This is a genomic window from Pantoea sp. Mb-10, from assembly GCF_021272205.1.
Classification (GTDB): domain Bacteria; phylum Pseudomonadota; class Gammaproteobacteria; order Enterobacterales; family Enterobacteriaceae; genus Pantoea.
The window spans coordinates 444,441-468,964 of the sequence record NZ_JAJSDX010000001.1; the positions used below are offsets into that span (position 1 = coordinate 444,441).

At 56.8% G+C, this 24,524-nt stretch carries 23 protein-coding genes, 1 tRNA gene and 1 pseudogene; 18 read left to right on the forward strand and 7 right to left on the reverse strand.

Annotation, left to right across the window (positions count from 1 at the left end; all coding sequences use genetic code 11):
• Positions 1-93: 93 nt before the first annotated feature.
• Positions 94-333, reverse strand: a complete 240-nt coding sequence (locus tag LU196_RS02130; protein ID WP_232758076.1) for a DUF1272 domain-containing protein — start codon at positions 331-333, stop codon at positions 94-96.
• Positions 334-551: 218 nt separating this feature from the next.
• Between LU196_RS02130 and LU196_RS02135 the strand changes: the two genes are divergently transcribed.
• The 6 genes and pseudogenes from LU196_RS02135 to LU196_RS02160 form a co-directional block, all read left to right on the forward strand.
• On the forward strand, positions 552-1,655 hold the full coding sequence (locus LU196_RS02135; RefSeq protein WP_232758077.1) for an AI-2E family transporter: 1,104 nt from the start codon (positions 552-554) through the stop codon (positions 1,653-1,655).
• Positions 1,656-1,850: 195 nt separating this feature from the next.
• A complete protein-coding gene (locus LU196_RS02140; RefSeq protein ID WP_232758078.1) occupies positions 1,851-2,405 on the forward strand; it encodes a diguanylate cyclase in 555 nt (184 codons plus the stop codon).
• Between the two features lie 114 nt (positions 2,406-2,519).
• Positions 2,520-3,083: a fasciclin domain-containing protein gene (locus LU196_RS02145; RefSeq protein WP_232758079.1), complete on the forward strand. Its 564-nt coding sequence runs from the start codon at positions 2,520-2,522 to the stop codon at positions 3,081-3,083.
• A 43-nt stretch (positions 3,084-3,126) separates the two neighbouring features.
• The gene (locus LU196_RS02150; RefSeq protein WP_232758080.1) at positions 3,127-3,681 is read left to right on the forward strand and encodes a sigma-70 family RNA polymerase sigma factor; all 555 of its coding nucleotides are present in this window, start codon (positions 3,127-3,129) and stop codon (positions 3,679-3,681) included.
• Positions 3,678-4,325, forward strand: coding sequence for an anti-sigma factor domain-containing protein (locus tag LU196_RS02155; protein WP_232758081.1), 648 nt, complete (start codon positions 3,678-3,680; stop codon positions 4,323-4,325). Before LU196_RS02150 ends, LU196_RS02155 begins: the two co-directional genes overlap by 4 nt.
• A gap of 75 nt (positions 4,326-4,400) precedes the next feature.
• Positions 4,401-4,580 (forward strand): annotated as a pseudogene (locus LU196_RS02160) (integrase); the annotation flags it as partial.
• Positions 4,581-4,595: 15 nt separating this feature from the next.
• Here LU196_RS02160 and LU196_RS02165 read toward each other — a convergent pair.
• Both LU196_RS02165 and LU196_RS02170 read right to left on the reverse strand, forming a co-directional pair.
• Positions 4,596-4,672: transfer RNA gene (locus LU196_RS02165), tRNA-Arg, on the reverse strand.
• Positions 4,673-4,767: 95 nt separating this feature from the next.
• The gene (locus LU196_RS02170) at positions 4,768-5,271 is read right to left on the reverse strand and encodes a DUF1198 family protein (RefSeq protein WP_232758082.1); all 504 of its coding nucleotides are present in this window, start codon (positions 5,269-5,271) and stop codon (positions 4,768-4,770) included.
• A 168-nt stretch (positions 5,272-5,439) separates the two neighbouring features.
• On the opposite strand from LU196_RS02170, the gene folD reads away from it, so the two are divergent.
• The 3 genes from folD (at position 5,440) to LU196_RS02185 (ending at position 12,386) form a co-directional block, all read left to right on the forward strand.
• Positions 5,440-6,306, forward strand: coding sequence for a bifunctional methylenetetrahydrofolate dehydrogenase/methenyltetrahydrofolate cyclohydrolase FolD (gene folD, locus LU196_RS02175; protein ID WP_232758083.1), 867 nt, complete (start codon positions 5,440-5,442; stop codon positions 6,304-6,306).
• The gene (ybcJ, locus tag LU196_RS02180) at positions 6,306-6,518 is read left to right on the forward strand and encodes a ribosome-associated protein YbcJ (protein ID WP_232758084.1); all 213 of its coding nucleotides are present in this window, start codon (positions 6,306-6,308) and stop codon (positions 6,516-6,518) included. The genes folD and ybcJ overlap by 1 nt, the downstream gene beginning before the upstream one ends.
• A gap of 273 nt (positions 6,519-6,791) precedes the next feature.
• Positions 6,792-12,386, forward strand: coding sequence for a hypothetical protein (locus LU196_RS02185; protein ID WP_232758085.1), 5,595 nt, complete (start codon positions 6,792-6,794; stop codon positions 12,384-12,386).
• 156 nt (positions 12,387-12,542) lie between these two features.
• Here LU196_RS02185 and cysS read toward each other — a convergent pair whose 3' ends face one another.
• On the reverse strand, positions 12,543-13,928 hold the full coding sequence (cysS, locus tag LU196_RS02190) for a cysteine--tRNA ligase (RefSeq protein WP_232758086.1): 1,386 nt from the start codon (positions 13,926-13,928) through the stop codon (positions 12,543-12,545).
• A 208-nt stretch (positions 13,929-14,136) separates the two neighbouring features.
• Here cysS and ppiB point away from each other — a divergent pair, with 208 nt between their 5' ends.
• The 4 genes from ppiB to purK all read left to right on the forward strand — a co-directional run bounded on the left by ppiB (position 14,137) and on the right by purK (position 17,049).
• Entirely contained in the window at positions 14,137-14,631 is a 495-nt protein-coding gene (ppiB, locus tag LU196_RS02195) for a peptidylprolyl isomerase B (RefSeq protein ID WP_232758087.1), read from the forward strand.
• On the forward strand, positions 14,631-15,347 hold the full coding sequence (gene lpxH / locus LU196_RS02200) for a UDP-2,3-diacylglucosamine diphosphatase (RefSeq protein ID WP_232758088.1): 717 nt from the start codon (positions 14,631-14,633) through the stop codon (positions 15,345-15,347). The genes ppiB and lpxH overlap by 1 nt, the downstream gene beginning before the upstream one ends.
• 131 nt (positions 15,348-15,478) lie before the next feature.
• Positions 15,479-15,988 carry a 5-(carboxyamino)imidazole ribonucleotide mutase gene (gene purE, locus LU196_RS02205; RefSeq protein WP_232758089.1) on the forward strand — a complete coding sequence of 170 codons (510 nt, stop codon included), beginning with the start codon at positions 15,479-15,481 and terminating at the stop codon, positions 15,986-15,988.
• Positions 15,985-17,049: a 5-(carboxyamino)imidazole ribonucleotide synthase gene (gene purK, locus LU196_RS02210; protein ID WP_232758090.1), complete on the forward strand. Its 1,065-nt coding sequence runs from the start codon at positions 15,985-15,987 to the stop codon at positions 17,047-17,049. Before purE ends, purK begins: the two co-directional genes overlap by 4 nt.
• A gap of 44 nt (positions 17,050-17,093) precedes the next feature.
• On the opposite strand, the gene ybbP is transcribed toward purK, so the two are convergent.
• Both ybbP and ybbA read right to left on the reverse strand, forming a co-directional pair.
• Entirely contained in the window at positions 17,094-19,511 is a 2,418-nt protein-coding gene (ybbP, locus tag LU196_RS02215; RefSeq protein ID WP_232758091.1) for a putative ABC transporter permease subunit YbbP, read from the reverse strand.
• Positions 19,508-20,194 carry a putative ABC transporter ATP-binding protein YbbA gene (gene ybbA, locus LU196_RS02220; RefSeq protein ID WP_232758092.1) on the reverse strand — a complete coding sequence of 229 codons (687 nt, stop codon included), beginning with the start codon at positions 20,192-20,194 and terminating at the stop codon, positions 19,508-19,510. Before ybbA ends, ybbP begins: the two co-directional genes overlap by 4 nt.
• Here ybbA and tesA point away from each other — a divergent pair.
• From tesA to LU196_RS02245, 5 genes are all read left to right on the forward strand, one after another.
• On the forward strand, positions 20,162-20,785 hold the full coding sequence (tesA, locus tag LU196_RS02225) for a multifunctional acyl-CoA thioesterase I/protease I/lysophospholipase L1 (RefSeq protein ID WP_232758093.1): 624 nt from the start codon (positions 20,162-20,164) through the stop codon (positions 20,783-20,785). The genes ybbA and tesA overlap by 33 nt on opposite strands.
• A gap of 90 nt (positions 20,786-20,875) precedes the next feature.
• Positions 20,876-21,649 (forward strand): SDR family oxidoreductase, encoded by a 774-nt coding sequence (locus LU196_RS02230; RefSeq protein ID WP_232758094.1) that lies wholly within the window; start codon positions 20,876-20,878, stop codon positions 21,647-21,649.
• A gap of 77 nt (positions 21,650-21,726) precedes the next feature.
• Positions 21,727-22,581 carry a co-chaperone YbbN gene (locus tag LU196_RS02235; RefSeq protein WP_232758095.1) on the forward strand — a complete coding sequence of 285 codons (855 nt, stop codon included), beginning with the start codon at positions 21,727-21,729 and terminating at the stop codon, positions 22,579-22,581.
• 60 nt (positions 22,582-22,641) lie between these two features.
• On the forward strand, positions 22,642-23,547 hold the full coding sequence (locus LU196_RS02240) for an SPFH domain-containing protein (protein WP_232758096.1): 906 nt from the start codon (positions 22,642-22,644) through the stop codon (positions 23,545-23,547).
• Positions 23,544-24,002 (forward strand): NfeD family protein, encoded by a 459-nt coding sequence (locus LU196_RS02245; RefSeq protein ID WP_232758097.1) that lies wholly within the window; start codon positions 23,544-23,546, stop codon positions 24,000-24,002. Before LU196_RS02240 ends, LU196_RS02245 begins: the two co-directional genes overlap by 4 nt.
• Here the strand turns inward: LU196_RS02245 and cueR are convergent.
• Positions 23,978-24,394, reverse strand: a complete 417-nt coding sequence (gene cueR, locus LU196_RS02250) for a Cu(I)-responsive transcriptional regulator (RefSeq protein WP_232758098.1) — start codon at positions 24,392-24,394, stop codon at positions 23,978-23,980. The genes LU196_RS02245 and cueR overlap by 25 nt on opposite strands.
• Between the last annotated feature and the right edge of the window lie 130 nt (positions 24,395-24,524).

A 24,524-nucleotide genomic window follows, 5' to 3' on the forward strand; every position in this document is an offset into this window, starting at 1 on the left:
CAACAAGAAAAATAATAACTTTTAATGCACGTGTGTATATTGGCGCACGCCTGAATTCCGAATCCAAGACATATAACGCAGATTGATACGCCTTTACTCTGCTGCCGAAGCGGCCGGGTATCGCGTGGTTGATGCAGGATGGCGCACCAGCGCAGCCGCAGGACGCACCGGTCGCCTGACCAGTTCCCCCTGGCAGTTAGGGCAGCGATGCGCCAGCGTGCCCTCCGCGCAGGCAACGCAAAACGTGCACTCAAAAGAGCAAATACGCGCCTCTAACGAGTCTGGCGGCAGGTCTTTATCACAGCATTCACAATTTGGACGCAGTTCCAGCATGATCACTCTCCCGGCTGTTCAAAATTCGTTTTGGCATTCACGTCAGCCTGCACGTGAACATTTCCTGGCAATCGCACGCGCTGCCGATACGCTAAAAGTATTACATTCTGCGCGTCACGTTCTATAGTTCATTCGCGCAATTTACTTCCCCGCCCACGCGCGCGCTATCACTGGATGATCGTAAGGCGGGGCGCCACATTTTTTCGAGGCCTTTTTGAATGCGAATCAAAGGATTAAATCTAGGTTTCTTTATTGTCATTCTGGCGTTGGTCACCTACGCCTTTTTCGATGTGCTTTCCCCCTACTTCTCAGCGATTTTTTGGGCAGCCATTCTGGCGGTCATTTTCCATCCGCTAAAAACCCTGCTGCGGCATAAAATGGGCGATCGTAACGGCCTCGCCTCGTTTGTGACCTTGCTTATTATCTGTCTGATTGTGTTCACACCGCTGGCGATTATCACCTCTTCGATGGTGGTCGAAGTCAACACGGTGTACACCAAGCTACAAACCAGTTCGACCCAATTCCCGGTGGTCTTTGCTGAGTTGATGCAGCATTTGCCAAGCTGGGCGCATCATTATCTCTCTGACCACAACCTCACCAATGCCGCGCAGATCCAGCAAAAGCTGTCTGAATTTGCTCTCAAGGGCGGCCAATACATGGCCGGCAGCGTGTTCCTGATCGGTAAAGGCACCTTCACCTTTACGGTTGGCTTCGGCATTATGCTGTATCTGCTGTTTTTCTTGCTGAAAGATGGCGCCTGGCTGATCAATCTGATCCTTGAAGCCCTCCCGCTTTCCACGTATGTGAAACACCACTTGCTGATGAAGTTTGCCGCCGTGTCCCGCGCCACCGTAAAAGGCACCGTGGTGGTCGCCGTTGTACAAGGCATCCTCGGCGGCCTCGCCTTCTGGATCACCGACATTGACGGTAGCCTACTGTGGGGCGCGCTGATGGCTTTCCTGTCGCTTATCCCCGCCGTGGGCTCGGCGATTGTCTGGGTGCCCGCCGCGATCTTTTTCTTCGCCACCGGCGCGCTGTGGAAAGGGTTATTCCTGGTGGGCTTCTTTGTGGTGGTGGTGGGCCTGGTGGACAATATCCTGCGTCCGCTGCTGGTGGGTAAAGACACCAAAATGCCTGACTACATGATCCTGATCGCCACGCTCGGCGGCATGGAGATTTACGGCATTAACGGCTTTGTGATCGGTCCGCTGATTGCGGCTCTGTTTATCGCCTGCTGGAACCTGCTTTCCGGTCGGGACAACCGCGACAATGCGGAAGAGATTGATGAGGAGTTTATTGAGGAAGGGAAAACCCGCGATTAACCCGTCTGCCGCTTACGCTTGTGTTCCTGGGACGGCGATCTATCGTTAACGTTGTCAGTAAGCATGACAGAGACTTCATCTCTATTTTGGCCCGTTCGCGGGCCATTTTTTCGTGCTGAAGACGTATCGGGACGCCGGGAAAACGTTCTGCCTGCAAAGCGGAACCTGCTCAACGTCAACGAGGCAAGCGCGCACATGCAAACGTTCGATCCTCAGATGCTGCTGTTACTCTATTTCGTCTTGCCCGTTTGGTTGCTTGCCGGATTCGCTGACTGGCTCTGCCACCGCGCCACCGATATTGAACACACCACCGGATTAAAAGAGACCTATATCCATATTTTGATGTTTCTGGAAATGGGATTGCCGCTGCTGGCGGCGCTGTTTCTTGACGTCAATGCGCTGGTCATCGCGGTGATGATCGTGCTGTTTTTTTGTCATGAGGCCACCGCGCTGTGGGATGTGCACTATGCCGTCACCGCGCGTAAGGTAACGCCCATTGAACAACATGTGCACAGTTTTCTGGAGAGGGTGCCGCTGATGGCCCTGCTGCTGGTAATATCTCGGCACTGGCCTCAGTTTCTGGCGCGCTGGGGAAGGGGGGATGAACCGGCCCGGTTTGCACTCCGACTCAGGGCTGAGCCTTTGCCAACCGGTTATATTGTTTGCGTGCTGAGCGGCATTTTTCTGTTGGAGATGCTGCCTTATCTGGAAGAGTACTGGCGCGGCAAAAAAGCGCGCAGGCGCACCTGAATGCGTATTCTCTGGGCGGCGTAAAAAATTTTCGCCCCGCTGCATCCGTTTTTCTCCTCCTTACGTATATCCCTGTGTGAGCAAGTGGGTTGCTCAATTAAAAGAGGATAGACGATGAAAAAGTTACTTAGCCTGGCCGCAGTTTCTGGCGCACTCTTCTTTTCCGCAGGCAGCTTTGCTGCTCAGCACGCAGAGAGCGTGATGGTGGGCGGCGCGGCCATGTACCCGCAAAAAAATATTGTTGAGAATGCTATCAACTCTAAAGATCACACCACGCTGGTTGCGGCAGTGAAGGCTGCTGGACTGGTGGATACCTTGCAGACCAAAGGGCCGTTTACCGTCTTTGCTCCCACCAACGCCGCCTTTGCCAAACTGCCCGCAGGTGCCGTGGATGATCTATTAAAACCGGAAAACAAGGCCAAGCTGACCAGCGTGCTCACGTATCACGTGGTGCCCGGAAAGTTTGACATGAGCGCGCTGGAACAGAAGATCAAACAGGGCGGCGGCCGCGCAGAACTGAAAACGGTGAATGGTCAGTCGCTGTGGATCATGCGCAACGGTCCGCACAATATCCAGCTGAAAGATGCCCAGGGTAACGTGGCGAACATCAGCACTTATGACGTCAACCAGAAAAATGGGGTTATCGACGTCATTGATACCGTCCTGATGCCGAAGTAATTGGCTATACTCGCAACGGGAATATAAGCCAACCGGGAACCTTATGGACGCGTCTCAGGCTGCGCAGTTAACCACGTTGCTCAAGGCGGTCGCGACAGGCGATCGCCTTGCTTTTGAGCAGCTCTATCGACTCAGCTCACCGCATTTATTTGCGGTCGCGCTACGCATGCTGCGTCACCGCGCGTGGGCCGAAGAGGTCTTGCACGATAGCTTTATTGCTCTCTGGCACCATGCCGCGTCGTACAACGACGCACTGAGTTCGCCGATGACGTGGATGACCCATATTGTACGTAACCGCTGCATTGACTGGTTACGCAACGGTGCGGTGCGCCAATCGCTTGCCGAAGAGACCTTCCGTGACGACGAGGCCGAGCTGTTGCCCGCCCCGCACGCTTTTGCAGCAGACGACAAGCAGGCGGCAAAACTGCATCACTGTCTCAAACATTTGAGCAGCGAACAGCGCCAGAGCATTACGCTTGCCTATTTTCAGGGCCTATCGCATAGCGATATTGCCAGCTGGCTGCAGCAGCCAGTGGGATCGGTGAAGAGCTGGATTCGCCGCGGTTTGGATCATCTTCGGGAGTGCGTGGGATTATGACTCCTCACGATCGACGCGACGACGCGCTCGCCGCAGAATATGCGTTAGGCACCCTGCGTGGCAGCGCCCGCTTGCGCTTTCAGCGGCGCATGCAGGCTGAGCCTGCGCTGATGGCGCGCGTGACGCGCTGGCAGTCGCTGCTGTCCGGGCTGGACACGACACTCGCCCCCGTTCCACCACCTGCAAGCGTCTGGAAAAAAATCACCCTCTCCTTACCGCCGGTTCAACGGGCCCGCGCGACGCGCGGCGTTTACCCGTGGCTCGCGGCGGCGGCCATGGCGCTGCTGGTGCTGACCGCCACCTATTTACTGCGCGCGCCTGACTTCACTCCGCTGGCGGTGTTAACCGATGCCCAGCATCGCGAGCAGTGGGTGGTTAGCGCCAACCGCGAGGGCGATCGCCTGAGCCTGGCGCCGCTACACGCGATCTCCCCCGCCGCAGATAAGAGTCTGGAACTGTGGATCATTCCTGCGGGTAAAGCCCCCGTTTCACTGGGCCTGGTGGACGCGCAATCGGCTCGCGCGTTTGCCCTGCATAAACCCAATGCGCTGGCTAACGCCACCCTCGCCATTAGCCTGGAGCCGCGCGGCGGCTCCCCAACCGGTCAGCCCACCGGGCCAGTGCTGTATAGCGCCGCGCTGTAAGCGAGGCGAAGGTTATGATTCCCGGATGCTGCGCACGCGCGGCGCTTAGCGCGGCAAGCGGGCTGATTCAGGCCGGGCGTTCGGTTGTCTGCGCTGCAGGAAATGGGTGGCTGGGAGCATAGTAGTGGTACAGCGATACGCCACCTTGCACCTAATCACTTAACGGAGCATGCGCGGCAAATTGATGCGATTTTTGGCAGTCGTGTCCCAAATCTGTCCCATGTGGAAAATCTGGCAGCCGGAGCAAGGAGGTAAGTCACTGAAAGATATTGGCGCGCCCTACAGGATTCGAACCTGTGACCTACGGCTTAGAAGGCCGGTGCTCTATCCAGCTGAGCTAAGGGCGCATAGAAGATGCGGGGAATTATACGTTGGGATGGTGGCGCGTCAACGTTTTTGCCGCGCGCGGCGGACGAAGTGCTGGTGTAATGAGCAAATTCCCTTAATGTCGCTGTCGCCACTCGTTGAGAGACACCAAATTGCTGGCGGAAGGAGATTCGCCTTCCAGCTCAATACCCTGCGCGCTCACGCAGGCGTTGTACTGCTCGCGCAGGGCGTGCAGCTCCTGACTATCCGGCTCCAGCTGGCGCAAAAATCCCAGCGCCAGCAACAGCTGCTGGCGAGAGATCGTGCCAGAGAAGCCCGCGCGCGTCATCAGGCGATGCCAGCGCGCAACGTTTTCGTCGCTGCCATCCACAATCAGCACCTGCCAAATCAGCAGCACGGCGGCAGCGTTGGCAAGCTGAGTCTCATTACTGCTCGTTAAATAATCGGTATACTCTTTCGCCGCCTCTTTCCCCATTAGCGACAACATGGATTCAACGTGCACCGGCGGCAGCTGCAAGCGCTTATTCAGGGCTTGCACCGCGTGACGCGCGTTCGCCGTGATCAGCTGAAATCCCACGATAAACACCCCCGCGAGCGTCGCGAGCATTATCCAGATCATCCCATCCTCCCCTGAACGTTTTACTGACATCATACGCGTCCTGCCGCCTTAACGTCACGGCGCAATCGCCGCGTCGGCAAAACCAATCTCTACCTGACAGCCGAGCGCGCTTCTGACAAAATAGGCACCTCTCCCGATTTAACCCACTACCGATGGATTTCTTTTCTAATGGCAGCAAACATTATTGACGGTAAAACGATTGCGCAGCAGGTGCGCCTTGAGGTTGCCGAAAAAGTAAAGCAGCGTCTGAGCGCAGGTAAACGCGCCCCAGGATTGGCCGTGGTGCTGGTGGGCGAAAACCCGGCGTCGCAAATTTATGTCGGCAGTAAACGTCGCGCCTGTGATGAAGTGGGCTTCCTCTCGCGCTCATACGACCTGCCCGCCACCACCAGCGAAGCCGAGCTGCTGGCGCTGATTGATACCCTCAATGCCGATGCTGATATCGACGGCATTCTCGTGCAGCTGCCCCTGCCAGCGGGCATTGATAACGTCAAAGTGCTGGAGCGCATCACGCCAGACAAAGACGTGGATGGCTTTCATCCCTACAACGTGGGTCGTCTGTGCCAGCGCGCGCCTACGCTGCGCCCCTGCACACCGCGCGGCATCGTGACGCTGCTAGAGCGCTATAATATCGACACTTACGGCTTGAACGCCGTGGTCGTGGGCGCGTCCAATATCGTGGGGCGTCCCATGAGCATGGAACTGCTGCTGGCAGGCTGCACCACCACCGTGACCCATCGCTTCACCAAAGATCTGCGCCACCACGTTGAGCATGCCGATCTGCTGGTGGTGGCCGTGGGCAAGCCCGGCTTTATTCCGGGCGACTGGATCAAACCGGGTGCGGTGGTGATTGATGTCGGTATTAATCGTCTGGACAACGGCAAAGTGGTCGGCGATGTGGATTTTGACGGCGCCGCCGAGCGCGCCTCTTTTATCACGCCGGTACCCGGCGGCGTCGGACCGATGACCGTGGCCACGTTGATCCAAAACACGCTGCTGGCGTGTGAAGCCTTTCACGATGTGGAGCAAGCATAATGGCGAATTTCTCACTGGGTAAGCATCCGCATGTCGATCTGTGCGATCTGCTCAAACTGGAAGGCTGGGTTGAGAGCGGCGCGCAGGCGAAAGCGGTGATTGACGAAGGCGAGGTGCGCGTCGATGGCAAAATTGAAACGCGCAAGCGCTGCAAAATCGTCAGCGGTCAAACCGTGGAATTTGCCGGGCAGCGCATCACCGTCGTTGCCTGACCCCTAACGTCGTCCCGTTCTCAAGGCCTTGTAAAAGGCCTTTTTTGCGTCTTCTATACCGTCATTCTCGTTTTACTCCGCAGCGTCAACCGCTTTTCGCCCCTGTTCACGTCTCTACACTGCATCAACATCCTCCCTGCGTGCCTGCCTGGTTTATGAAAGCTGGCCGCCACGTAACTTGCCATTATCCGTCCCCGTTTCTGTACTTCGCGACGTGCTGCATCGCGCTGCGCGCTGCGTTCCTTCGCACAGCCTGTTTTAAAGGACGAAAAAATGCCTCTCAATGCCATCCTATTTCCGCCAGTCAACCCACTGGCAGCCGGCACAGCGACGTCTCATCCGCAGCCGGTCAACAGCCCGATGTTAAACGCACTGACAAACGTGCGCGGCGTAGCGGACATACCGTTAAACCCCCGCTTTGAGCCGCCCTTTTCCATCGAAAAGGTGGTGACCAGCATAAAAAACACGGGTCCCAATAGCACAGATGCTTTTCTCTCCAACGCGCCCGCGCAGGCCGCGCAATCCGCAAAAAAGCGCCAAAGCTGGTCCAGCGCCTTTCTCAACATGGTCTTTCCGGGTTACGCGCAGCCCCCGGAAACCCATAACCGGGACGGCTTTCAAGCGCATCAAATCAGCCCAGATACCCAGCACCTGCAAGAACTCGCCGAGACTTACCGGACGCGGAGTTACGCGCCTCAACAAAAAACGGTAGTAAAGCGATCGCTCGCTAGCGATATCGCACCGGCACGCCTTAATAGTCAAACCGCCGCGGCGCAGGTTCAGTCTGCCACAGTCGTTCACCCTGCTCCTTCTGCGCACAGCGAGCTGGAACATATCAGGACGCGCCTCACCTCAACCACCGCGTATGTTGATCACGCTGGCGAGAGCATTATCGTCCACACGGCGATGGAAGAACTGCACGCCCTGTACGACCAATACCGACACGATCTGCACAATCCCGCTTTTCACCGGGCCGCACACGCGCTGTTAGCGCGCTATCACCTGCTCGGCCCCGCGCTGGCGCTGGCTCAGCAGCTACAGGCTGATACCGCAGATGGCACACTTAACGTACAGCCCGTGAAACGCAGCCTGGGCGACAATGCGTTCACCCGCGCCCTTAAAGCGATCGTCTCTCCGCAAAAAAACCGGCGTTATAAGCAGAGCCAGGAAGCGTATTTCAAGGAATGGCAAAGTACGCTGACGCGCCAAGAGAGCTGGCTGAAGGATGCGAATGAAGATGTGCAACATGCGGTAAAAACCGCGCGCGATAATTTTGCCAGCGCGGATATGCGCTATAAACACGCCGTTGCCCGGGTCGCAGTGCACCAACTCGCGCCGGTTCGTGATTTTCTGACAAAGCACGGGGTGTTGACGGCGCCCCACAGCATCACGCTGCGTGCCACCGTTGAGCATTCTGTCGGCCGCCATCGGATCAGCACGGCGGAAACGGTCTCGCTGGCAAATGCCTGGTTCGCCGGCAGTATAACCGCGCTATTGAATGCCGGGGATCTCCGCATCTACGAGAACGGTGTGCTGATGCAGCCAGAGAACCAGCAGCGGCTGGTCGAGGCCTTGACCGCCTTACCACCGGTTGAAGCAGCGCAATTCTTCACCGCCCCGGATCTTTCTGCCGCCTATCATGAGCGGCTCATGGCGCGTTTCGATCAGGTTTCTCTGGAGGCGGATTTCAAAGGCGATCTCCTGCGCGACGGCCATATCAAGGGACTGGATATCATTAATGCATTCCGGCAAGGTAGCAAAGCGATTGTCGCGCAACATGTCGCCTTTTCCATGACGACGCTCAGCGGTGAGCGCCTTGATATCCCGCTTCGTGGTTGGCTCATTCTTGAAGAAAAAGAGGGTGGCATCGTTTTCTTTAACGCTGACGTTGACGAACAGCACTACTTTTTCAAGGATAAAAAAGCGCTGTATGAGTTTATTTCAAAGCGACAACTGCAGCATGAAGTCACCGTTGACCACAAAAATAGCCCCCCACCGCTCGCGATCTCTGCGCAACTGCACGGCAAAAATAACGTTCAATTCGACATTGCGCACTTTTTTTCACAGCTAAAAAGTAAATACGATGCCTGGGATACCTATCAGGCAAAGCTGATATATACCGATATCGACGATCGTGACTATTACAGCGTCATGCGATCTTTTTCCAATCGGCTCTATGACTATCACATCACTGGCCTGGACCGCAGCGTTGAGGTGAAAAACGCCGCGCAAGCTGTGGTTTATGCGAAAAAACACTGGCAGCAGGTGACGCGCGGAAAATTGCTGACGCTGAATGCTTTCACGACCCATCGCATCAAAAACGCGGATATGTTCACGCAATTCTTACGCGACAAAGATGTTTTACGTGGCAGCAAGAAATTTAACCCCGATAAATATCATGTCAGGCTATATGGCACCATGGCGACGTTTACTGAGTATGCAAAAAACGTGCGCCGTGCGCAGGGAAACAGCGTTAATTTTCCGAGAGATGCTGAAATCATCCCGGCGAAATTATTGGAATACCGTATGATTAAGAACATGACGCCTGCGCAGCTTAATGAATTTCAAAAGAAATTGCGCAAGGCAATTAATCGCGGGATCTTACCCAATCATTTACATCCGTACTTCACCTTTATTTCTTCGTTACCTTTGACAGAAAGAAAAAAGCTCTCCAACGCTCTCGCCCTCTATTTTAGACTTAATCACCCTGATATTCGGCAAGGCCTGGATGAAGCACTGAAATCTCTCTATGTCGGTGATGAGCACAAGACCTACTTAACGTCGTTAAAGGATAAAAATTTAGCGGAGAATAACGTATTACACGATGCCTTCATTGCGCAGGAACTGGCGGAATTGACGTATGCGGTGCGTCAACAACAAGCGGATGGCCAACTTTCTCCTGCGGAGGCCAAGCGACTCACCGCCTTGATCAATCGGTATCCTGACACATCCGGTTCCGAGGACACTCTTTCACCGTTAAGGGTCAACGGCGCCAAGATTTCAGGCATGTACCTTCTCACCTTCGCCAACCGCATGGATTCAAGCAGTAAAACCCTGGTGCGCAAGAATTATATTTTTACGCGCACTTACTTCCATGGCAGAAATTTATTTGATGAAGATACCTTTATCGATTTGCTGAAAACCGATCCGCAAGCCAGAGATACCGTAGAGAACTGGGCGCTGATTAAAAATAAAAAACAGGCGCACGAGGGGATCGGTATCCTTAACACTGACATGTTTAAGCTGGGCGCAATGCCGCAGGAAAATTTTAATCTTTATGAAAACATGCTGGACGATCGCATTGAGAACACCTCATCGCTGACGTTAAGCCGCGAAGAGGTGATAAAAGATCTGATCTTAACCGGGGTCAATATGGCGCTTTTACCAGTATGTATCGCCGGTGGCCCGGTAACGAACGCCGCGTGTTTTTTAGGCAGCACGGGCCTGGCAACCTACAACCTTATTGATGCAGCAAACGGGTTACGACAGAGTGAAGGAGAGGATGCCGCCGTCAACTTCCTCTTCAGCTTTGTGGATATTGCTACCGCAGGCATTGATATAATGGACCTCGTTAAACTCTCCAGACAAAGCACCAAAGCGTTTACCGCTATGCCGGGCGGAATGGAAAATTTGCTGCGCTTGAGCCAGCAAACTCATTTCAGCAACATGGCCGACGTGAGGGGCGCGAAAAAGAGCATTCTTCGCCAGCAGCGTTTTTTTCACGGCAACCACCTCAATCGCAATCTTGCCGTAACCGTGGATCTCTCTACGGCAAAACCACACAAAATAGGCGAAAAACACGATGCAGTAATATGGGAAATGGGTGGAAATTATTATATTCGCGACCGGGAGTACAGCGATGAAGCCGACCTGATCTACAGAGTCAGGTTTGAACAAGGCGGAAAAAGGATTCGCTTGATCGATCCGAAACGTCCACTCGGCCCAACGGAAAAAATTGTTTGGCAAGGAAGATGGATGAAAGATCATGCAGGATTGCTAGGGGGTGATCACGTTAATTCCTTGATCAAAGAGGCCTATAGCCTTAGACGTCAAGAAATCGATGAAATGATCATCAACTTAAACAACCATACGCAATTCATCGCCGAGGGATATACGGAAGTCTTGCAGATTTTTCGGGCGCTTCAGGACAATACGCTCCCCTTACACCTAAAGCGACTGGTTGACGAACAAGCTGCGATACTCATTGCGAAAAGCATTCCCGGTTTACCTTCCTCACAAACCAGAAAGCTTCCGCGATTGCTCTCCTCCCGGCATGGCATCGATCCGCAAAGTGAGCAAACGGTACAGGCGCTGCTCGCCTATCGTAGACATACGTCAACCCATGAGCAGCAGGAAATCGTCAAAACCCTCAGCGTCACGCTGGCGCTGTCAGAATATTATCAATTGAGCGCCCGCCAGGCACATATGCTTATGCAAGCCCTTCCCGCCGCTTTTCCACACACAGCCCCCGCGCAGCTAAAGTTGCAATTGCGGCAATTAACGCGATCGTCTGGGGCAGCGCCATTAACGTTTAAACAACAGGTCGATAAAATAAAAAATGACATTTTGATCAAGAGCTTTTTTAATTTTAACGATGCTAACCTGGCCTTTTTCAAGGCTGAGGCGGAAAAAATGCCCTTTGCGCCCCGTGCCGATGACTTGGTTAATCGCTTTCTGAATAACCAGCTTGATGCCTATCAGATGTTGATTTTCATGAAAAGCAAGCGTTTAACCGTAAAGAACAGCCTTGCTGCAATGACGCCCGCAGAAATAAAAGGGAAGCTTGAAACCTTAGATTATACGCCTACTGCAATCGCCAGTTATAATGCAGCTGAAATCAATGCAATAAAACGTTATTATGATTACGCGTTCTTACCCAATGAAATTAAAAATGAACAGCGTACACTGCACGAGATTTCTTGTCCGTTAAACGCAGCCGATGTTCACTTTGCTTTATACGACCCACTCACATCCACACGCGTTGGGGGCCAGAAATTACACGATATCGCCAAGCCGGCTATCGATGCGCAGTATAACCAACTCGCACATGACTATAAGCAGCAGTTGCTCAATCCACACTCCCCTTGGTACCCGCACGGGAATCATGTCATGAATCGCTATCGTAACGTGCTGACTGGCATGAACATGGAAACCTCTGATAACGCAATTAATCATATTTTTTCTATCAGTGACGGTCTTATCATTGGTGAAAGTCACGATAAAATCGTTTCAAAAAATTTTATTTGCAACAACATACCCGCATTTAGCAACAATGGCGTTAACACCCTTTACCTTGAAGGCTTTACAGCGGAATACCTTGCCAATGACTTAGCCAAATTTAATGAAAAAAACGTCATTTCTTTTCGACTAAAAAACGCAATAGAAGGTATTGATAACAGCAACGGCATTGATGAGCGTGAATATAATCTTGATAGAATCTTCCAGCAAGTTCGCATCCATAATATAAATAATCCAGCAAACAAAATTCGAATTATCCCTATCGATGCCGAGGTGATTAATTTTGATGTAAACAGCCGATCGTTAACCAGTGATGTCAATAGTCGGCCCGTCAATGCGGTCGACCGGTTTCAGGTACGCGTTGCCATGGGAAATTACATCATGTCTAAAGCAATTATTGAGGATGCCCCGCAGCGTAATGGAGGCAAGTACGTCGCGCTGGTGGGCGCGGCGCATGTAAACACGCATCATTGGCAAGGCGCGCAGGCGATCGGGATGGCACCGGCGTTGGACGCCGTAGGGATGAGCTGTGAATACGTGCACGGCATGCGAAAAGAAACATTTAATGTGAATACCCAGAACACGGGTTTGGGGTATTTCGACGTGGAATTCCGTTCACCCGTAGATTAATGGGCCCGTTCAGAAAAACCAGCCCAATATGCGGTGAGTCTGTTTGGCCTGTCTCCATGACCATTCAGGCGGGGCGAACAGACATTATCCGCCCCATGATTACGCGCCGTGCTTTCCTCAAGACCTGCCGCGCTGGCAGGTCTTGCCTGACACGGCTTATTTACGACGCCAGCGCGTGCCTTCCGGACCATCTTCCAGAATAATGCCCAGCGCGTTCAGCCTATCGCGCGCCACGTCCGCCTGCGCCCAGTCTTTCGCCTGACGCGCGTCGTTGCGCATTTTTATCAGCGCCTCGATCTCGGCCACCTCATCACCATTCTCCTGGGCGCCGCCCTGCAGGAACTGTTCGGGATCCTGCTGCAGAATGCCCAGCACGTTCGCCAGCTGGCGCAGTTTCGCTGCCAGGCCATTCGCTGCGCCCTTGTCCTCTGTTTTTAGGCGATTGACATCACGCGCCATATCAAACAGCACGGAATAGGCTTCCGGGGTATTGAAGTCATCGTCCATTGCCGCACGGAAGCGCGCCTCAAAAGCCTCGCCGCCCACTGCTTCGGCACCGGCGTCGGTATTACGCAGCGCGGTATAGAGGCGCTCGAGCGCCGCACGCGCCTGGTTCAGATTCTCTTCACCGTAGTTAAGCTGGCTGCGATAGTGCCCTGACATCAAGAAATAGCGCACGGTTTCGGCATCGTAATGCTGCAGCACGTCACGCACGGTGAAGAAATTGCCCAGCGATTTTGACATCTTCTCGCGGTCAACCATCACCATTCCTGAATGCATCCAATAGTTGACGTAGGGGCCGTCGTGCGCGCAGGTGGACTGCGCCACTTCGTTTTCATGGTGCGGGAACATCAAGTCCGAGCCGCCGCCGTGGATATCAAAATGGCTCCCCAGCTGCTTGCAGTTCATTGCCGAGCACTCAATGTGCCAACCCGGACGCCCCTGCCCCCACGGCGATGCCCATGAGGGTTCGTTGGCCTTGGACATTTTCCACAGCACAAAATCCATCGGGTTGCGCTTCACATCAGCCACTTCAACGCGCGCGCCCGCCTGCAGCTGCTCAAGATCCTGACGTGACAGCGCACCGTAGTCCTTGTCGCTCAGCACATCAAACATCACATCGCCGTTTTCCGCGACGTAGGCATGGCCGCGCGCAAGCAGGCGCTCAACCAGTTCGATGATTTCGCTGATGTGGCGCGTAGCGCGCGGCTCCAGATCCGGCGGCTGGATACCCAGCGCGGCAAAATCGCGGTGCATTTCGGCGATCATACGATCGGTCAGCGCGTCGATCGTTTCGCCATTCTCGTTGGCGCGTTTGATAATTTTGTCGTCAATATCCGTGATATTACGCACGTATTTCAGCTGATAGCCTATGTAACGCAGGTAGCGCGCGACAACGTCAAACGCGACAAACGTGCGTCCGTGACCGATATGACAAAGATCGTAAACCGTGATACCACAGACGTACATGCCGATCTGGCCGGCGTGGATGGGTTTAAATTCCTCTTTTTGTCGAGTCAGCGTGTTATAGATCTTCAGCATTGAACGATTCCGTTTTAGACGTTTGCGGGATACGCCTTACCAGCGTAGCGGAATATTGTGCCGTATTTTTCGCTGCTGTGCATCGCTCGCTTAGCCCGCCGTGCTGACGACCCGCGTGAAATTGTGATATAAGAAGCGTCTAGAAAATGCCCCGCCTTAATTCGGGCCGGGCAATTGATACAGCTGACAACCGTACAGGATACAGAAAATGGTCACTTTCCAGACGAACCATGGCGATATCGTCATTAAAACTTTCGATGACAAAGCGCCCGCTACCGTTAAAAACTTCCTGGATTACTGCCGCGAAGGTTTCTACGACAACACCATTTTCCACCGCGTCATCAACGGCTTTATGATTCAGGGCGGCGGTTTTGAACCGGGCATGAAGCAAAAAGCCACCAAAGAAGAGATCCGCAACGAAGCCAACAACGGCCTGAAGAACACCAAAGGTACGCTGGCAATGGCGCGCACCCAGGCGCCGCACTCGGCGACCGCACAGTTCTTTATCAACGTGGCTGACAACGACTTCCTTAACTTCCGCGACGAAAGCCTGCAGGGCTGGGGTTACTGCGTGTTTGCTGAAGTGGTTGAAGGCATGGACGTGGTGGAAAAAATTAAAGCAGTGAAAACTGGCCGCAGCGGCATGCATCAGGACGTGCCGGTTGATGACGTTGTGATCCAGAAAGTCACCGTCAGCGAGTAATGTCGCGCACGCTGTTTATTGCAGATCTGCATCTCTGCACAGAAGAACCGGCAATCACTGCCGGTTTTCTGCATTTTTTGCAGGGTGAAGCCCGGCAGTGTGATGCGCTGTATATTTTGGGCGATCTGTTTGAGGCATGGATTGGCGACGACGATCCTAATCCGCTGCATCAACAGGTGGCTGAGGCGCTCAAGGCGCTGCCGGTACCCACGTTCTTTATCCATGGCAATCGCGATTTTCTGCTGGGTGAACGCTTCGCTGCGGCCTGCGGCATGACGCTGCTGCCTGAAGAACAGGTGTTAACCCTGTATGGCCAGCGCGTGTTGATCATGCACGGTGATACCTTATGCACCGATGACGAAGGTTATCAGCGCTTTCGCGCCAAAGTGCATCAGCGCTGGCTGCAGCGCCTGTTCCTTGCCCTGCCGCTGCGCGTGCGAATGCGTATTGCCGCACGGATGCGCGCCGACAGTAAGCAGGCCAACCAGCATAAATCGCAGCAGATCATGGATGTTAACTCGAAGGCCGTTGAGGCCGCGATGCAACGCCAGCAGGTACGCACCCTGATTCATGGGCATACGCACCGTCCCGCTATTCATCGTATTTCTTGCCACGGTCAGCCTGCGGAACGCGCGGTGCTGGGTGCATGGCATGACAATGGCTCCATGATCCAACTGGATGCCAGCGGCGTCACGCTCATCACGTTTCCTTTTTAAAACCCCGGGCATAACGGCCCGTTTTCCGCCTACGCAACCGTTTTCCTTGAGGTTATCTCGTGCTATTCTCTGTGCCCTTCTTTACCGGCCCGCTCGGCCAAGACCATCTGTAAATCACAGGAGTTGACCGCATGTCATCCACCGCCGCCCCGGCCCGTATCGCCATTGTCATGGGCTCCAAAAGTGACTGGGCAACCATGCAGTTCGCCGAGGAAATTCTCAACACTCTGGATGTGCCGTTTCACGTTGAAGTGGTCTCTGCGCACCGCACGCCCGATAAACTGTTCAGCTTTGCTGAAACCGCCGCGGATAAAGGCTTTCAGGTGATTATTGCGGGCGCGGGCGGTGCCGCCCATCTGCCGGGTATGCTGGCGGCAAAAACCCTGCTGCCGGTGCTCGGTGTGCCGGTACAGAGCGCGGCGCTGAGCGGCGTCGACAGCCTCTACTCGATTGTGCAGATGCCGCGCGGTATTCCCGTTGGCACGCTGGCGATTGGCAAAGCGGGTGCGGCAAACGCGGCGCTGTTGGCCGCACAAATTCTGGCGATTCACGATGCGGCCCTGGCCGCACGCCTTGCAAGCTGGCGTCAAGCGCAGACGGATGAGGTGCTCAACCACCCGGATCCACGGGAGGGCGTATGAAGCCGGTTTGCGTATTGGGTAATGGCCAGCTTGGCCGCATGCTGCGCCAGGCGGGTGAGCCGCTGGGGATCACCGTTCATCCGGTTGGCCTTGACGCCGAACCGGCTGCGCTGCCCATTGCGCAGAGCGTGATCACGGCGGAAATTGAACGCTGGCCGGAAACGGCGTTGACGCGAGAACTGGCACGCCACCCGGCTTTTGTAAACCGGGACATTTTTCCCCGCCTCGCCGATCGCCTGACGCAAAAGCAGCTGCTGGACCAGCTGAACTTAGCCACCGCGCCTTGGCAACTGCTGTCCAGCCCGGACCAATGGCCAGAGGTATTCCGCTCGCTGGGTGAGCTCGCCATCGTCAAACGCCGCACCGGCGGCTACGACGGGCGCGGTCAGTGGCGTCTGCGCGCCGCAGACGCCAACAGCCTGCCCGCCGAGTGCTACGGCGAATGCATTGTTGAGCAGGGCATTCATTTCAGCGGCGAAGTGTCGCTGGTCGGCGCGCGTGGCAACGATGGCAGCACGGTGTTTTATCCCCTTACGCACAACCTTCACCAGGAAGGCATCCTGCGCACCAGCGTCGCCTTCCCGCAGGCAGACGCGGCGCTGCAGCAGCAGGCAGAAACCATGCTGAGCGCCATTCTGGATGCGTTGCAGTATGTCGGCGTGATGGCGATGGAGTGTTTCATCACGCCAGCAGGTTTACTGATTAACGAGCTGGCGCCACGCGTGCACAATAGCGGTCACTGGACGCAAAATGGCGCGTCCATTAGCCAATTTGAACTGCATTTGCGCGCGATTCTTGATCTGCCACTGCCGCAGCCGGTGGTGCTGGCGCCGTCGGTGATGGTTAACCTGATTGGCACCGAAAACAACCTCGCCTGGCTGACCCAGCCGCTGGTGCACCTACACTGGTACGATAAGGACGTGCGTCCCGGCCGCAAAGTGGGCCATTTGAACCTCACGGACAGCGACCCACAGCGCCTCACGGCGGCGCTGCAGGCGTTGGTCCCCTTGCTGCCGACGGAATACGCCAGCGGTATCGCGTGGGCGATCGAAAAGCTTTAAGTTGACAACAGGCCGCCTCAGCGGCCTGTTTCATCCCTGCCCTTTTATCCGGCCTGGTATCCTGCGCGCCAACGCTTACCGTTGAGCAGCCGCACCCCCAACCCGCCGCCGCAGGCGGAAAGCAAGGCGGCGCCGCACAGGGGCAGCATCAGCCATAGCGTCCAATCCGGCTGCCAGGGGAAATCAAATATTTTGCGCTGTAACCCCCACAGCGCCGCTTCCGCCCCCAGCGCTGCCGCCGTGCCCGCCACCAGCCCCAGCAGGGCAAATTCCCACCACAGCGTACTGCGCAGCAGCCGCTTACTGGCGCCCAGCGTGCGGTACACCACCAGTTCCTGTCTGCGCTGCTGCATGCCGACCTGAATCTGCGCCATGAGCAGTAGCACGCCGCACGCGGTTACCAGCACCACCATCATTTCCAGTGCGCGGCTCACCTGCGTCAGTACCTGGCTAATTTGTTTTAGCATTGCGCCCACATCCAGCAGACTCAGCGTGGGGAACGCACGGTTCAGCTGTGCCAGCAGCGCAGGATTATTCTCCATGCGGAAGCTGGTGAGCCAGGTTTGCGGCTGCGCATCCAGCTCGCCCGGCGGAAAAATGAAGAAGAAGTTCGGGCGCAAACTTTCCCAGTCGACCTTGCGTAAGCTGGTTATTTTGGCGTTGAACTGCTGCGTATCACCGCTAAAGGTCAAGGTATCGCCTACCTGCACGCCCAGGCGTTCGGCAAGCGCCGCTTCCATCGACACTTCCCCCGCCTGTGGCGGCCAACTGCCCGCGACCAACGGATTGTGATCGGGCCGATCGCGCTGCCAGGTCAGGTTGAGTTCGCGATTCAGCGCGTTATCCTGTTTGGGATCGGCCGGTTGGCCGTTCAGCGCGATCAGCCGCGCGCGCACGATCGGATAGAAGGTCTGCGGCACGATTTGATGCTGCTGTAAAAAGCTGCGCACCTGCGGCACCTGTTCGGGCGCGATATTCAGCAGAAAATAGTTTGGCGAGGCGGCGGGCAATTGCTGTTGCCAGCGATCCAGCAGATCGCCGCGCATCACCAGTAGCAGCGCCAGCAGCATGAAAGAGAGCGAAAACGCCGCCAGCTGACTCAGCGTGGTTAACGGCTGGCGCAGCAGCCGATTGATCGCCAGCCGCAGCGCCAGATTGCGTACCGTCAGCTTGCGCAGCAGCAGCAGCGTGCCCCAGCCGAGCAGCGCCAGCAAACCGGAAAGCATCACAATGCCCATCAGCAGCACCCATAACAGCGTGCTGCCGCGCAGCAGCAGCGCCAACAGCCCCACCATCACCAGCGCCATGACAGGTAAATAGATACGCAGCGGCCAGACCACCGCAACCGCATCGCGTCGCAGCACGCGCAGCGGTTGGGTCGCCATCAACAGGCGGTAAGGGCGCGCGCCCACCAGCAGTGCGCTGACAAACATCGCGCCGACGGCCCACAGCCACGGCCACGCGCTCGCGGCGGGCAAGGTGGCGGGCAGCACCGGTTTCAGTAGCACCAACAGGAGCGCTTCCATGCCCTGCCCCAGCGCGCCGCCCACCAGCGCCGCCAGGAGCAAGATGGCCAGCCATTGGCCGATGATGAGCCGCCGCAGCGCCTGGCGCGTGGCTCCCAGGGTTTTCAGAATCGCCACCAAATCGTAGCGGCTGCGGCAGTAGTGCCGCATGGCCACGGCCACGGCGGCAATCGCCAGCAGCAACGTGAGCAGCGCTGACATCAGCAAGAATTGCTGCGCGCGCTGCATCGTGCGGCCCAGCGCATCGTCTGAATTTTCAATGCTTATCCAGCGTTCGCCGTTTTTCAGCTGCGGCGTAATCCAGCGGTCATAACGCGCCAGCGGCGCCGCGTCCCCCGCAAAGGTGTAGCGCCAGCTCAGGCGGCTGCCGGGCTGAATCGCGCCGGTTTTCTCGACGTCGACGAGATTCATCAGCAGGCGCGGCGCGGTCTGGAAGGGATTAAATCCGCCGTCTGGCTCCTGAATGAGCTGGCCGGCGATGCGCAACGTGGCGTCGCCGACGTCCAGCGCATCGCCCACCTTCAGGCCCAGCAACGCCAACAGGCGCGGCGCGACGATCACCGTGCCCGGCTGCGGTTTCTGCGCGGGCGGTTCGGTGCGCAGCACGCCAAACAGAGGATACGCCTCATCCACGGCTTTGACATCGGCCAGCTGCGGCGTCTCACCCGCGAAGGTCATGGTCATGAAACTGAGCTGGCGGCTCACGGATAACCCTTCCTCCTGCGCTTTTGCCAGCCAGTCATTGGGCACCGACGTGCTGCTGCGCAGCGTGCGGTCGCCTGCCATAAAGTCGCGGCTCTGCTGACTCAACCCTTTCTCCATGCGATCGCTGATCGATCCCAGGGCCAGCACGCAGGCTACCGCCAGCGTTAAAGCCACCCAGACAATCAGCAGCGACGGCGAACGCCACTCGCGCCAGAACCAGCGCCAAATCATGCGGCCTCCCATAATTTACCGTCGCGCAGCCGCAGACAGCGGTCGCAGCGTGCGGCCAACTGTTCGTCATGGGTAACCAGAATCAGCGTGGTGGCAAAGTCGCGGTTGAGGGAAAACAGCAGATCGGCGATGCGATCGCCGGTTTGGCGGTCGAGATTGCCGGTGGGTTCATCCGCAAACAGCAAACCGGGCCGGCCGCTAAAGGCCCGCGCCAGGGCGACCCGCTGCTGCTCACCGCCGGAAAGCTGTGCCGGAAGATGGTGCAGGCGCGCGTGTAACCCCAGCTGCGCTAACAGTTCCTTCGCCTGTGCGCGGCTGTCACGTTCGCTGTCGCCGCGCAGCAGCGCGGGAAGCTGGACATTCTCCAGCGCATTGAGCGTGGGCACGAGCATAAACGACTGAAACACAAAGCCCACTTCCCGCGCGCGCAGCGCGGCCCGCTGCTCCTCATTCAGACGATTCAGCGGCTGGCCCAGCAACCGCACCTCGCCGCTGCTGCCGTCATCCAGCCCGGCAAGTATTCCCAACAGGGTGGATTTGCCCGAGCCGGACTCCCCAATTAACGCCAGCGTTTCGGCAGGTTTGACAACCAGGTCAACTCCGGTAAGGATGGTTAATTGATGCTCTCCTTGACCGACGGACTTTGTAAGATGATGAACTTCAAGAATGTTTTCCGCTGGCATTATCCCTTCCTGTTGTTGTTATTGCTGGTGTCGCGCGTTGCCGCTGCCGATACCCTGCTGGTGCTGGGCGACAGCCTGAGTGCCGGCTATCGCATGGCGGCAACCGCCGCCTGGCCGAGTCTGCTGGATAAAGCCTGGCAACAGCAGCCGCATGTGGTCAATGGCAGTATCAGCGGTGACACCGTCAGCCAAGGGCTGGCACGCTTGCCCGGCTTATTAAAACAGCATCAGCCCCGCTGGGTGTTAATCGAATTGGGCGGTAACGATGGCCTACGCGGCTTTGCACCGCAAGCGATCGAAGCGGATTTAAAAAAGATCGTGGATGCGGTTATCGCCGCCGATGCCAAGCCGCTGCTGATGCAGATTCGCCTCCCCGCGAATTATGGCCGCCGTTATACCGAGGCGTTTAGCGCCATTTATCCGCGCCTCGCCCAAGACTATCACCTGCCGCTGCTGCCGTTTTTCATGGAACAGGTTTACCTCAAACCCGAATGGATGCAGCAGGACGGCATTCATCCTAATCAAGACGCGCAGCCGTTTATCGCTGACGTGATGGCCAAACAGCTGGCACCGCTGGTCAAACAGCAGTAAGTGTAGGCGGGCTGTGCGTCAACAAGCGGTTGACGTGCGCCCGTGAATTCATTAAGTCTGACGGCTACCTTCACTCGCACTCTGAGAGCTATGCAAAAAAATATCGTGATTACCGGCTGTTCCAGCGGCATTGGCCTTGCGGCAGCAAACGATCTGCTGGCGCGCGGCTATCGCGTGCTGGCCGCCTGCCGCCGCGCGGAAGACGTGGCGCGAATGGAGACGCTGGGCTTCTGCGGTGTGCAGCTCGATCTGGACGATCCTGCCAGCGTTGATGCCGCTGCCGATCGCATGCTTGCCCTGTGCGACGGACGCCTGCACGGCCTGTTCAACAACGGTGGCTTTGGGCAGTACGGTCCCCTGACCAGCGTGTCACGCCAGCAGCTGGAGCGGCAGTTCTCCACCAATCTGTTTGGCACGCACCAGCTCACGCTGCGGCTGCTGCCGGCGCTTCAGGCCAGCGGCGCGGGCCGCATTGTCAATACCAGTTCGGTGTTGGGCTTGATCTCCACGCCCGGACGCGGCGCGTATGCCGCCAGCAAATGGGCGCTTGAGGCCTGGAGCGATGCGTTGCGCATGGAACTGCATGGCTCTGGCGTGCGCGTCAGTCTGATTGAGCCTGGCCCCATCGCCTCCCGCTTCACGGACAACGTGCAGCAGGGTGAGCAGGACAATCCGGTGCGCAATCCCGGCATTGCCGCCCGCTTTACGCTGCCGCCGGAAGCCATTCTCCCCAAGCTGCGCCATGCGCTGGAGAGCGCCCATCCGCGCCTGCGTTATCCCGTCACGCAAGTGGCATGGATGATGAGCCTGCTCAAACGCCTCCTGCCCGGCTGGCTGCTGGATCGCCTGCTGCGTAACAACTAAGCTGGGGCGAGCGCAGCCTTGAACTTCGGCGGTGCGCCCCCATATTCTGAACACACTTTTTGCCAAGAGACGTAGCCATGTCACACGCTTCGATTATCGACATTAATGAATCCAACCTGCACCAGACGCTGGAACACTCCATGCAGCAGCCGGTGCTGTTCTACTTCTGGTCCGATCGCAGCCAGCATTGCCAGGAGCTTACGCCGGTGCTGGAGCGCCTGGCGCAGGAGTATGCCGGTCAGTTCATTCTGGCGAAGCTGGATTGCGATAAAGAGCAGCTGGTCGCGTCGCAGTTCGGCCTGCGCGCTATTCCTACCGTTTACCTGTTCCAGAACGGTCAGCCGGTAGACGGTTTCCAGGGCCCGCAGCCTGAAGAGGCGATTCGCGCGCTGCTGCAAAAAGTGTTGCCGCGCGAGGATGAAATCAAAGCGCAGCAGGCGATGCAGCTGATGGAGGAAGGCAAACCGCTCGACGCGCTGCCGCTGCTTAAAGACGCCTGGCAGATCAGCAATCAGAACAGTGAAATCGGCTTTTTGCTGGCAGAGGTGCTGATCGCGCTGAACCGTAGCGATGAAGCAGAAGCGGTGTTGGCGGTCGTGCCGCTTCAAGATCAGGATACGCGCTATCAGAGCCTGATTTCCCAGATCGACCTGCTAAAGCAAGCCGCCGATACGCCGGAAATTCAGCAGCTGCAGGCGCAAATGGCTGAAGAGCCAGAGAACGCCGGACTGGCGGCCAAGCTGGCACTTCAACTGCATCACGTAGGCCGCAACGAAGAAGCGCTGGAACTGCTGTTCCATTTCCTGAAGCGCGATCTCAGCGCCGGTGAGGGCGAAGTGCGTAAGATGTTCCAGGAAATTCTGGCCGCGCTGGGAACCGGCGATGCGCTGGCTTCGCGCTATCGCCGCCAACTCTATTCCCTGCTCTACTGAGGCCTTACGCTTCACGGGCCGAAGCGACTCGGCCCGACAATCTGACAACCCGGAGGTTTTATGTTGACTGTGATCCCCGCACTCGTGGTGCTGGCGCTGGTGGCCGTATGGGCTGGCGTGAAAATTGTGCCGCAAGGCTATCAATGGACCGTTGAACGCTTTGGCCGCTACACCAAAACGCTGCCGCCTGGCTTGAATCTGGTGGTGCCGTTTATGGACCGTATTGGTCGCAAGATCAATATGATGGAACAGGTCCTTGATATCCCCTCGCAAGAAATCATCTCCAAAGACAACGCCAACGTGACTATTGACGCCGTGTGCTTTATTCAGGTGGTCGATCCGGCGCGCGCCGCGTATGAAGTGAGCAATCTGGAACTGGCGATTCTCAATCTGACCATGACCAACATTCGCACCGTGCTGGGCAGCATGGAGCTGGATGAGATGCTGTCGCAGCGCGACAACATCAACACGCGTCTGCTGCACATCGTGGATGAGGCCACCAATCCGTGGGGCGTGAAAATTACCCGCATCGAAATTCGCGATGTGCGTCCGCCGCAGGAGCTGATCGCCGCCATGAACGCGCAAATGAAAGCGGAACGCACCAAACGCGCCGATATCCTGGCTGCCGAAGGCGTGCGCCAGGCGGCCATATTGCGGGCGGAAGGCGATAAGCAGTCGCAAATTCTCAAAGCGGAAGGTGAGCGAACCTCAGCCTTTTTGCAGGCGGAAGCGCGTGAGCGCCAGGCTGAAGCGGAGGCCAACGCCACCAAAGTGGTCTCTCAAGCCATTGCCGCCGGCGATATTCAGGCGGTGAACTACTTTGTGGCGCAGAAATACACCGACGCGCTGCAAAAAATTGGCGAGGCCAACAACAGCAAAGTGGTGATGATGCCGCTGGATGCCAGCAGCCTGATCGGCGCGATTGGCGGCATCAGCGAACTGTTGCAGGGACGTAAATCGTCATGATGATGGCGCTGATCGCGCATCCCTATGCGTTCTGGCTGACGCTGGGCGGCTTGCTGCTGGCGGCAGAGATGCTCGGTACCAGCGGCTATCTGCTGTGGAGCGGGGTGGCGGCCGTACTGGTCGGGCTGATCGAATGGGCCTATCCGCTGTCATGGGCGGCCCAAGGTGCGCTCTTCGCCGTGTTGACGCTGCTGAGTGTGATCCTGTGGTTTCGCTGGCTGCGCCGACGTGAGGCCAGCCAGCAGCCTAATACGCTTAATCAGCGCGGTGCGCAGCTGATTGGCCTGCGTGTGACGCTGGAGAGCGCGCTGGTCTCAGGCGTCGGCCATGTGCGGATCGGCGACAGCAGCTGGCGCGTACAGGCCCACGACGACTTGCCAGCAGGAACACCGGTGATTGTCACCGGTGTGACGGGCATTACGCTGCTGATTCAACGGGACGCATCCGGCGCCTGACAACAGCCGCTGGCCAGCTGATTGATGATCGGGCACTCGGCATGCTCATCGCCGGGACACGCCGCCGCCAGCGCCAGCAACTGCGCGCGCATCGCCTTGAGCTCGTCGATATGCGCCGCAATTTCTTCCGCTTTCTGCAAGGTGCGCGCTTTCACCTCTGCGCTGTGCCGCGCGGGGTTATTGAACAGCCCCACCAGCTCGCGGCACTCTTCAAGGGTGAATCCCACCTGCCGCGCCTGGCGCAGCAGCAGCAGTTCATCAATGTGACGGCTGGCGTAGCGCCGATAGCCGTTATCACTGCGCAGCGGCGGCGTAATTACGCCCCTCTCTTCGTAAAACCGAATCGCCTTTTGCGTGAGCCCGGTTTTTTTCGCCACGTCACTAATATTCATCTTCTCTCCTTGACCTTCACCTCAATGGAAGGTTTAGGCTTAATTCTGTGATGTTTCAAGCGGCGGCCGGCGCAACCCAGGCGTCACCGCGCAACAAAACAGGCTACTCACTACTGTAAAGCAGGCAGCG

Bases quoted from the DNA above. Each gene is read 5' to 3' on its own strand.
- LU196_RS02130 (WP_232758076.1), bottom strand. From the start codon at position 333: ATGCTGGAACTGCGTCCAAATTGTGAATGCTGTGATAAAGACCTGCCG.
- LU196_RS02135 (WP_232758077.1), top strand. From the start codon at position 552: ATGCGAATCAAAGGATTAAATCTAGGTTTCTTTATTGTCATTCTGGCG.
- LU196_RS02140 (WP_232758078.1), top strand. From the start codon at position 1,851: ATGCAAACGTTCGATCCTCAGATGCTGCTGTTACTCTATTTCGTCTTG.
- LU196_RS02145 (WP_232758079.1), top strand. From the start codon at position 2,520: ATGAAAAAGTTACTTAGCCTGGCCGCAGTTTCTGGCGCACTCTTCTTT.
- LU196_RS02150 (WP_232758080.1), top strand. From the start codon at position 3,127: ATGGACGCGTCTCAGGCTGCGCAGTTAACCACGTTGCTCAAGGCGGTC.
- LU196_RS02155 (WP_232758081.1), top strand. From the start codon at position 3,678: ATGACTCCTCACGATCGACGCGACGACGCGCTCGCCGCAGAATATGCG.
- LU196_RS02170 (WP_232758082.1), bottom strand. From the start codon at position 5,271: ATGATCTGGATAATGCTCGCGACGCTCGCGGGGGTGTTTATCGTGGGA.
- folD (WP_232758083.1), top strand. From the start codon at position 5,440: ATGGCAGCAAACATTATTGACGGTAAAACGATTGCGCAGCAGGTGCGC.
- ybcJ (WP_232758084.1), top strand. From the start codon at position 6,306: ATGGCGAATTTCTCACTGGGTAAGCATCCGCATGTCGATCTGTGCGAT.
- LU196_RS02185 (WP_232758085.1), top strand. From the start codon at position 6,792: ATGCCTCTCAATGCCATCCTATTTCCGCCAGTCAACCCACTGGCAGCC.
- cysS (WP_232758086.1), bottom strand. From the start codon at position 13,928: ATGCTGAAGATCTATAACACGCTGACTCGACAAAAAGAGGAATTTAAA.
- ppiB (WP_232758087.1), top strand. From the start codon at position 14,137: ATGGTCACTTTCCAGACGAACCATGGCGATATCGTCATTAAAACTTTC.
- lpxH (WP_232758088.1), top strand. From the start codon at position 14,631: ATGTCGCGCACGCTGTTTATTGCAGATCTGCATCTCTGCACAGAAGAA.
- purE (WP_232758089.1), top strand. From the start codon at position 15,479: ATGTCATCCACCGCCGCCCCGGCCCGTATCGCCATTGTCATGGGCTCC.
- purK (WP_232758090.1), top strand. From the start codon at position 15,985: ATGAAGCCGGTTTGCGTATTGGGTAATGGCCAGCTTGGCCGCATGCTG.
- ybbP (WP_232758091.1), bottom strand. From the start codon at position 19,511: ATGATTTGGCGCTGGTTCTGGCGCGAGTGGCGTTCGCCGTCGCTGCTG.
- tesA (WP_232758093.1), top strand. From the start codon at position 20,162: ATGATGAACTTCAAGAATGTTTTCCGCTGGCATTATCCCTTCCTGTTG.
- ybbA (WP_232758092.1), bottom strand. From the start codon at position 20,194: ATGCCAGCGGAAAACATTCTTGAAGTTCATCATCTTACAAAGTCCGTC.
- LU196_RS02230 (WP_232758094.1), top strand. From the start codon at position 20,876: ATGCAAAAAAATATCGTGATTACCGGCTGTTCCAGCGGCATTGGCCTT.
- LU196_RS02235 (WP_232758095.1), top strand. From the start codon at position 21,727: ATGTCACACGCTTCGATTATCGACATTAATGAATCCAACCTGCACCAG.
- LU196_RS02240 (WP_232758096.1), top strand. From the start codon at position 22,642: ATGTTGACTGTGATCCCCGCACTCGTGGTGCTGGCGCTGGTGGCCGTA.
- LU196_RS02245 (WP_232758097.1), top strand. From the start codon at position 23,544: ATGATGATGGCGCTGATCGCGCATCCCTATGCGTTCTGGCTGACGCTG.
- cueR (WP_232758098.1), bottom strand. From the start codon at position 24,394: ATGAATATTAGTGACGTGGCGAAAAAAACCGGGCTCACGCAAAAGGCG.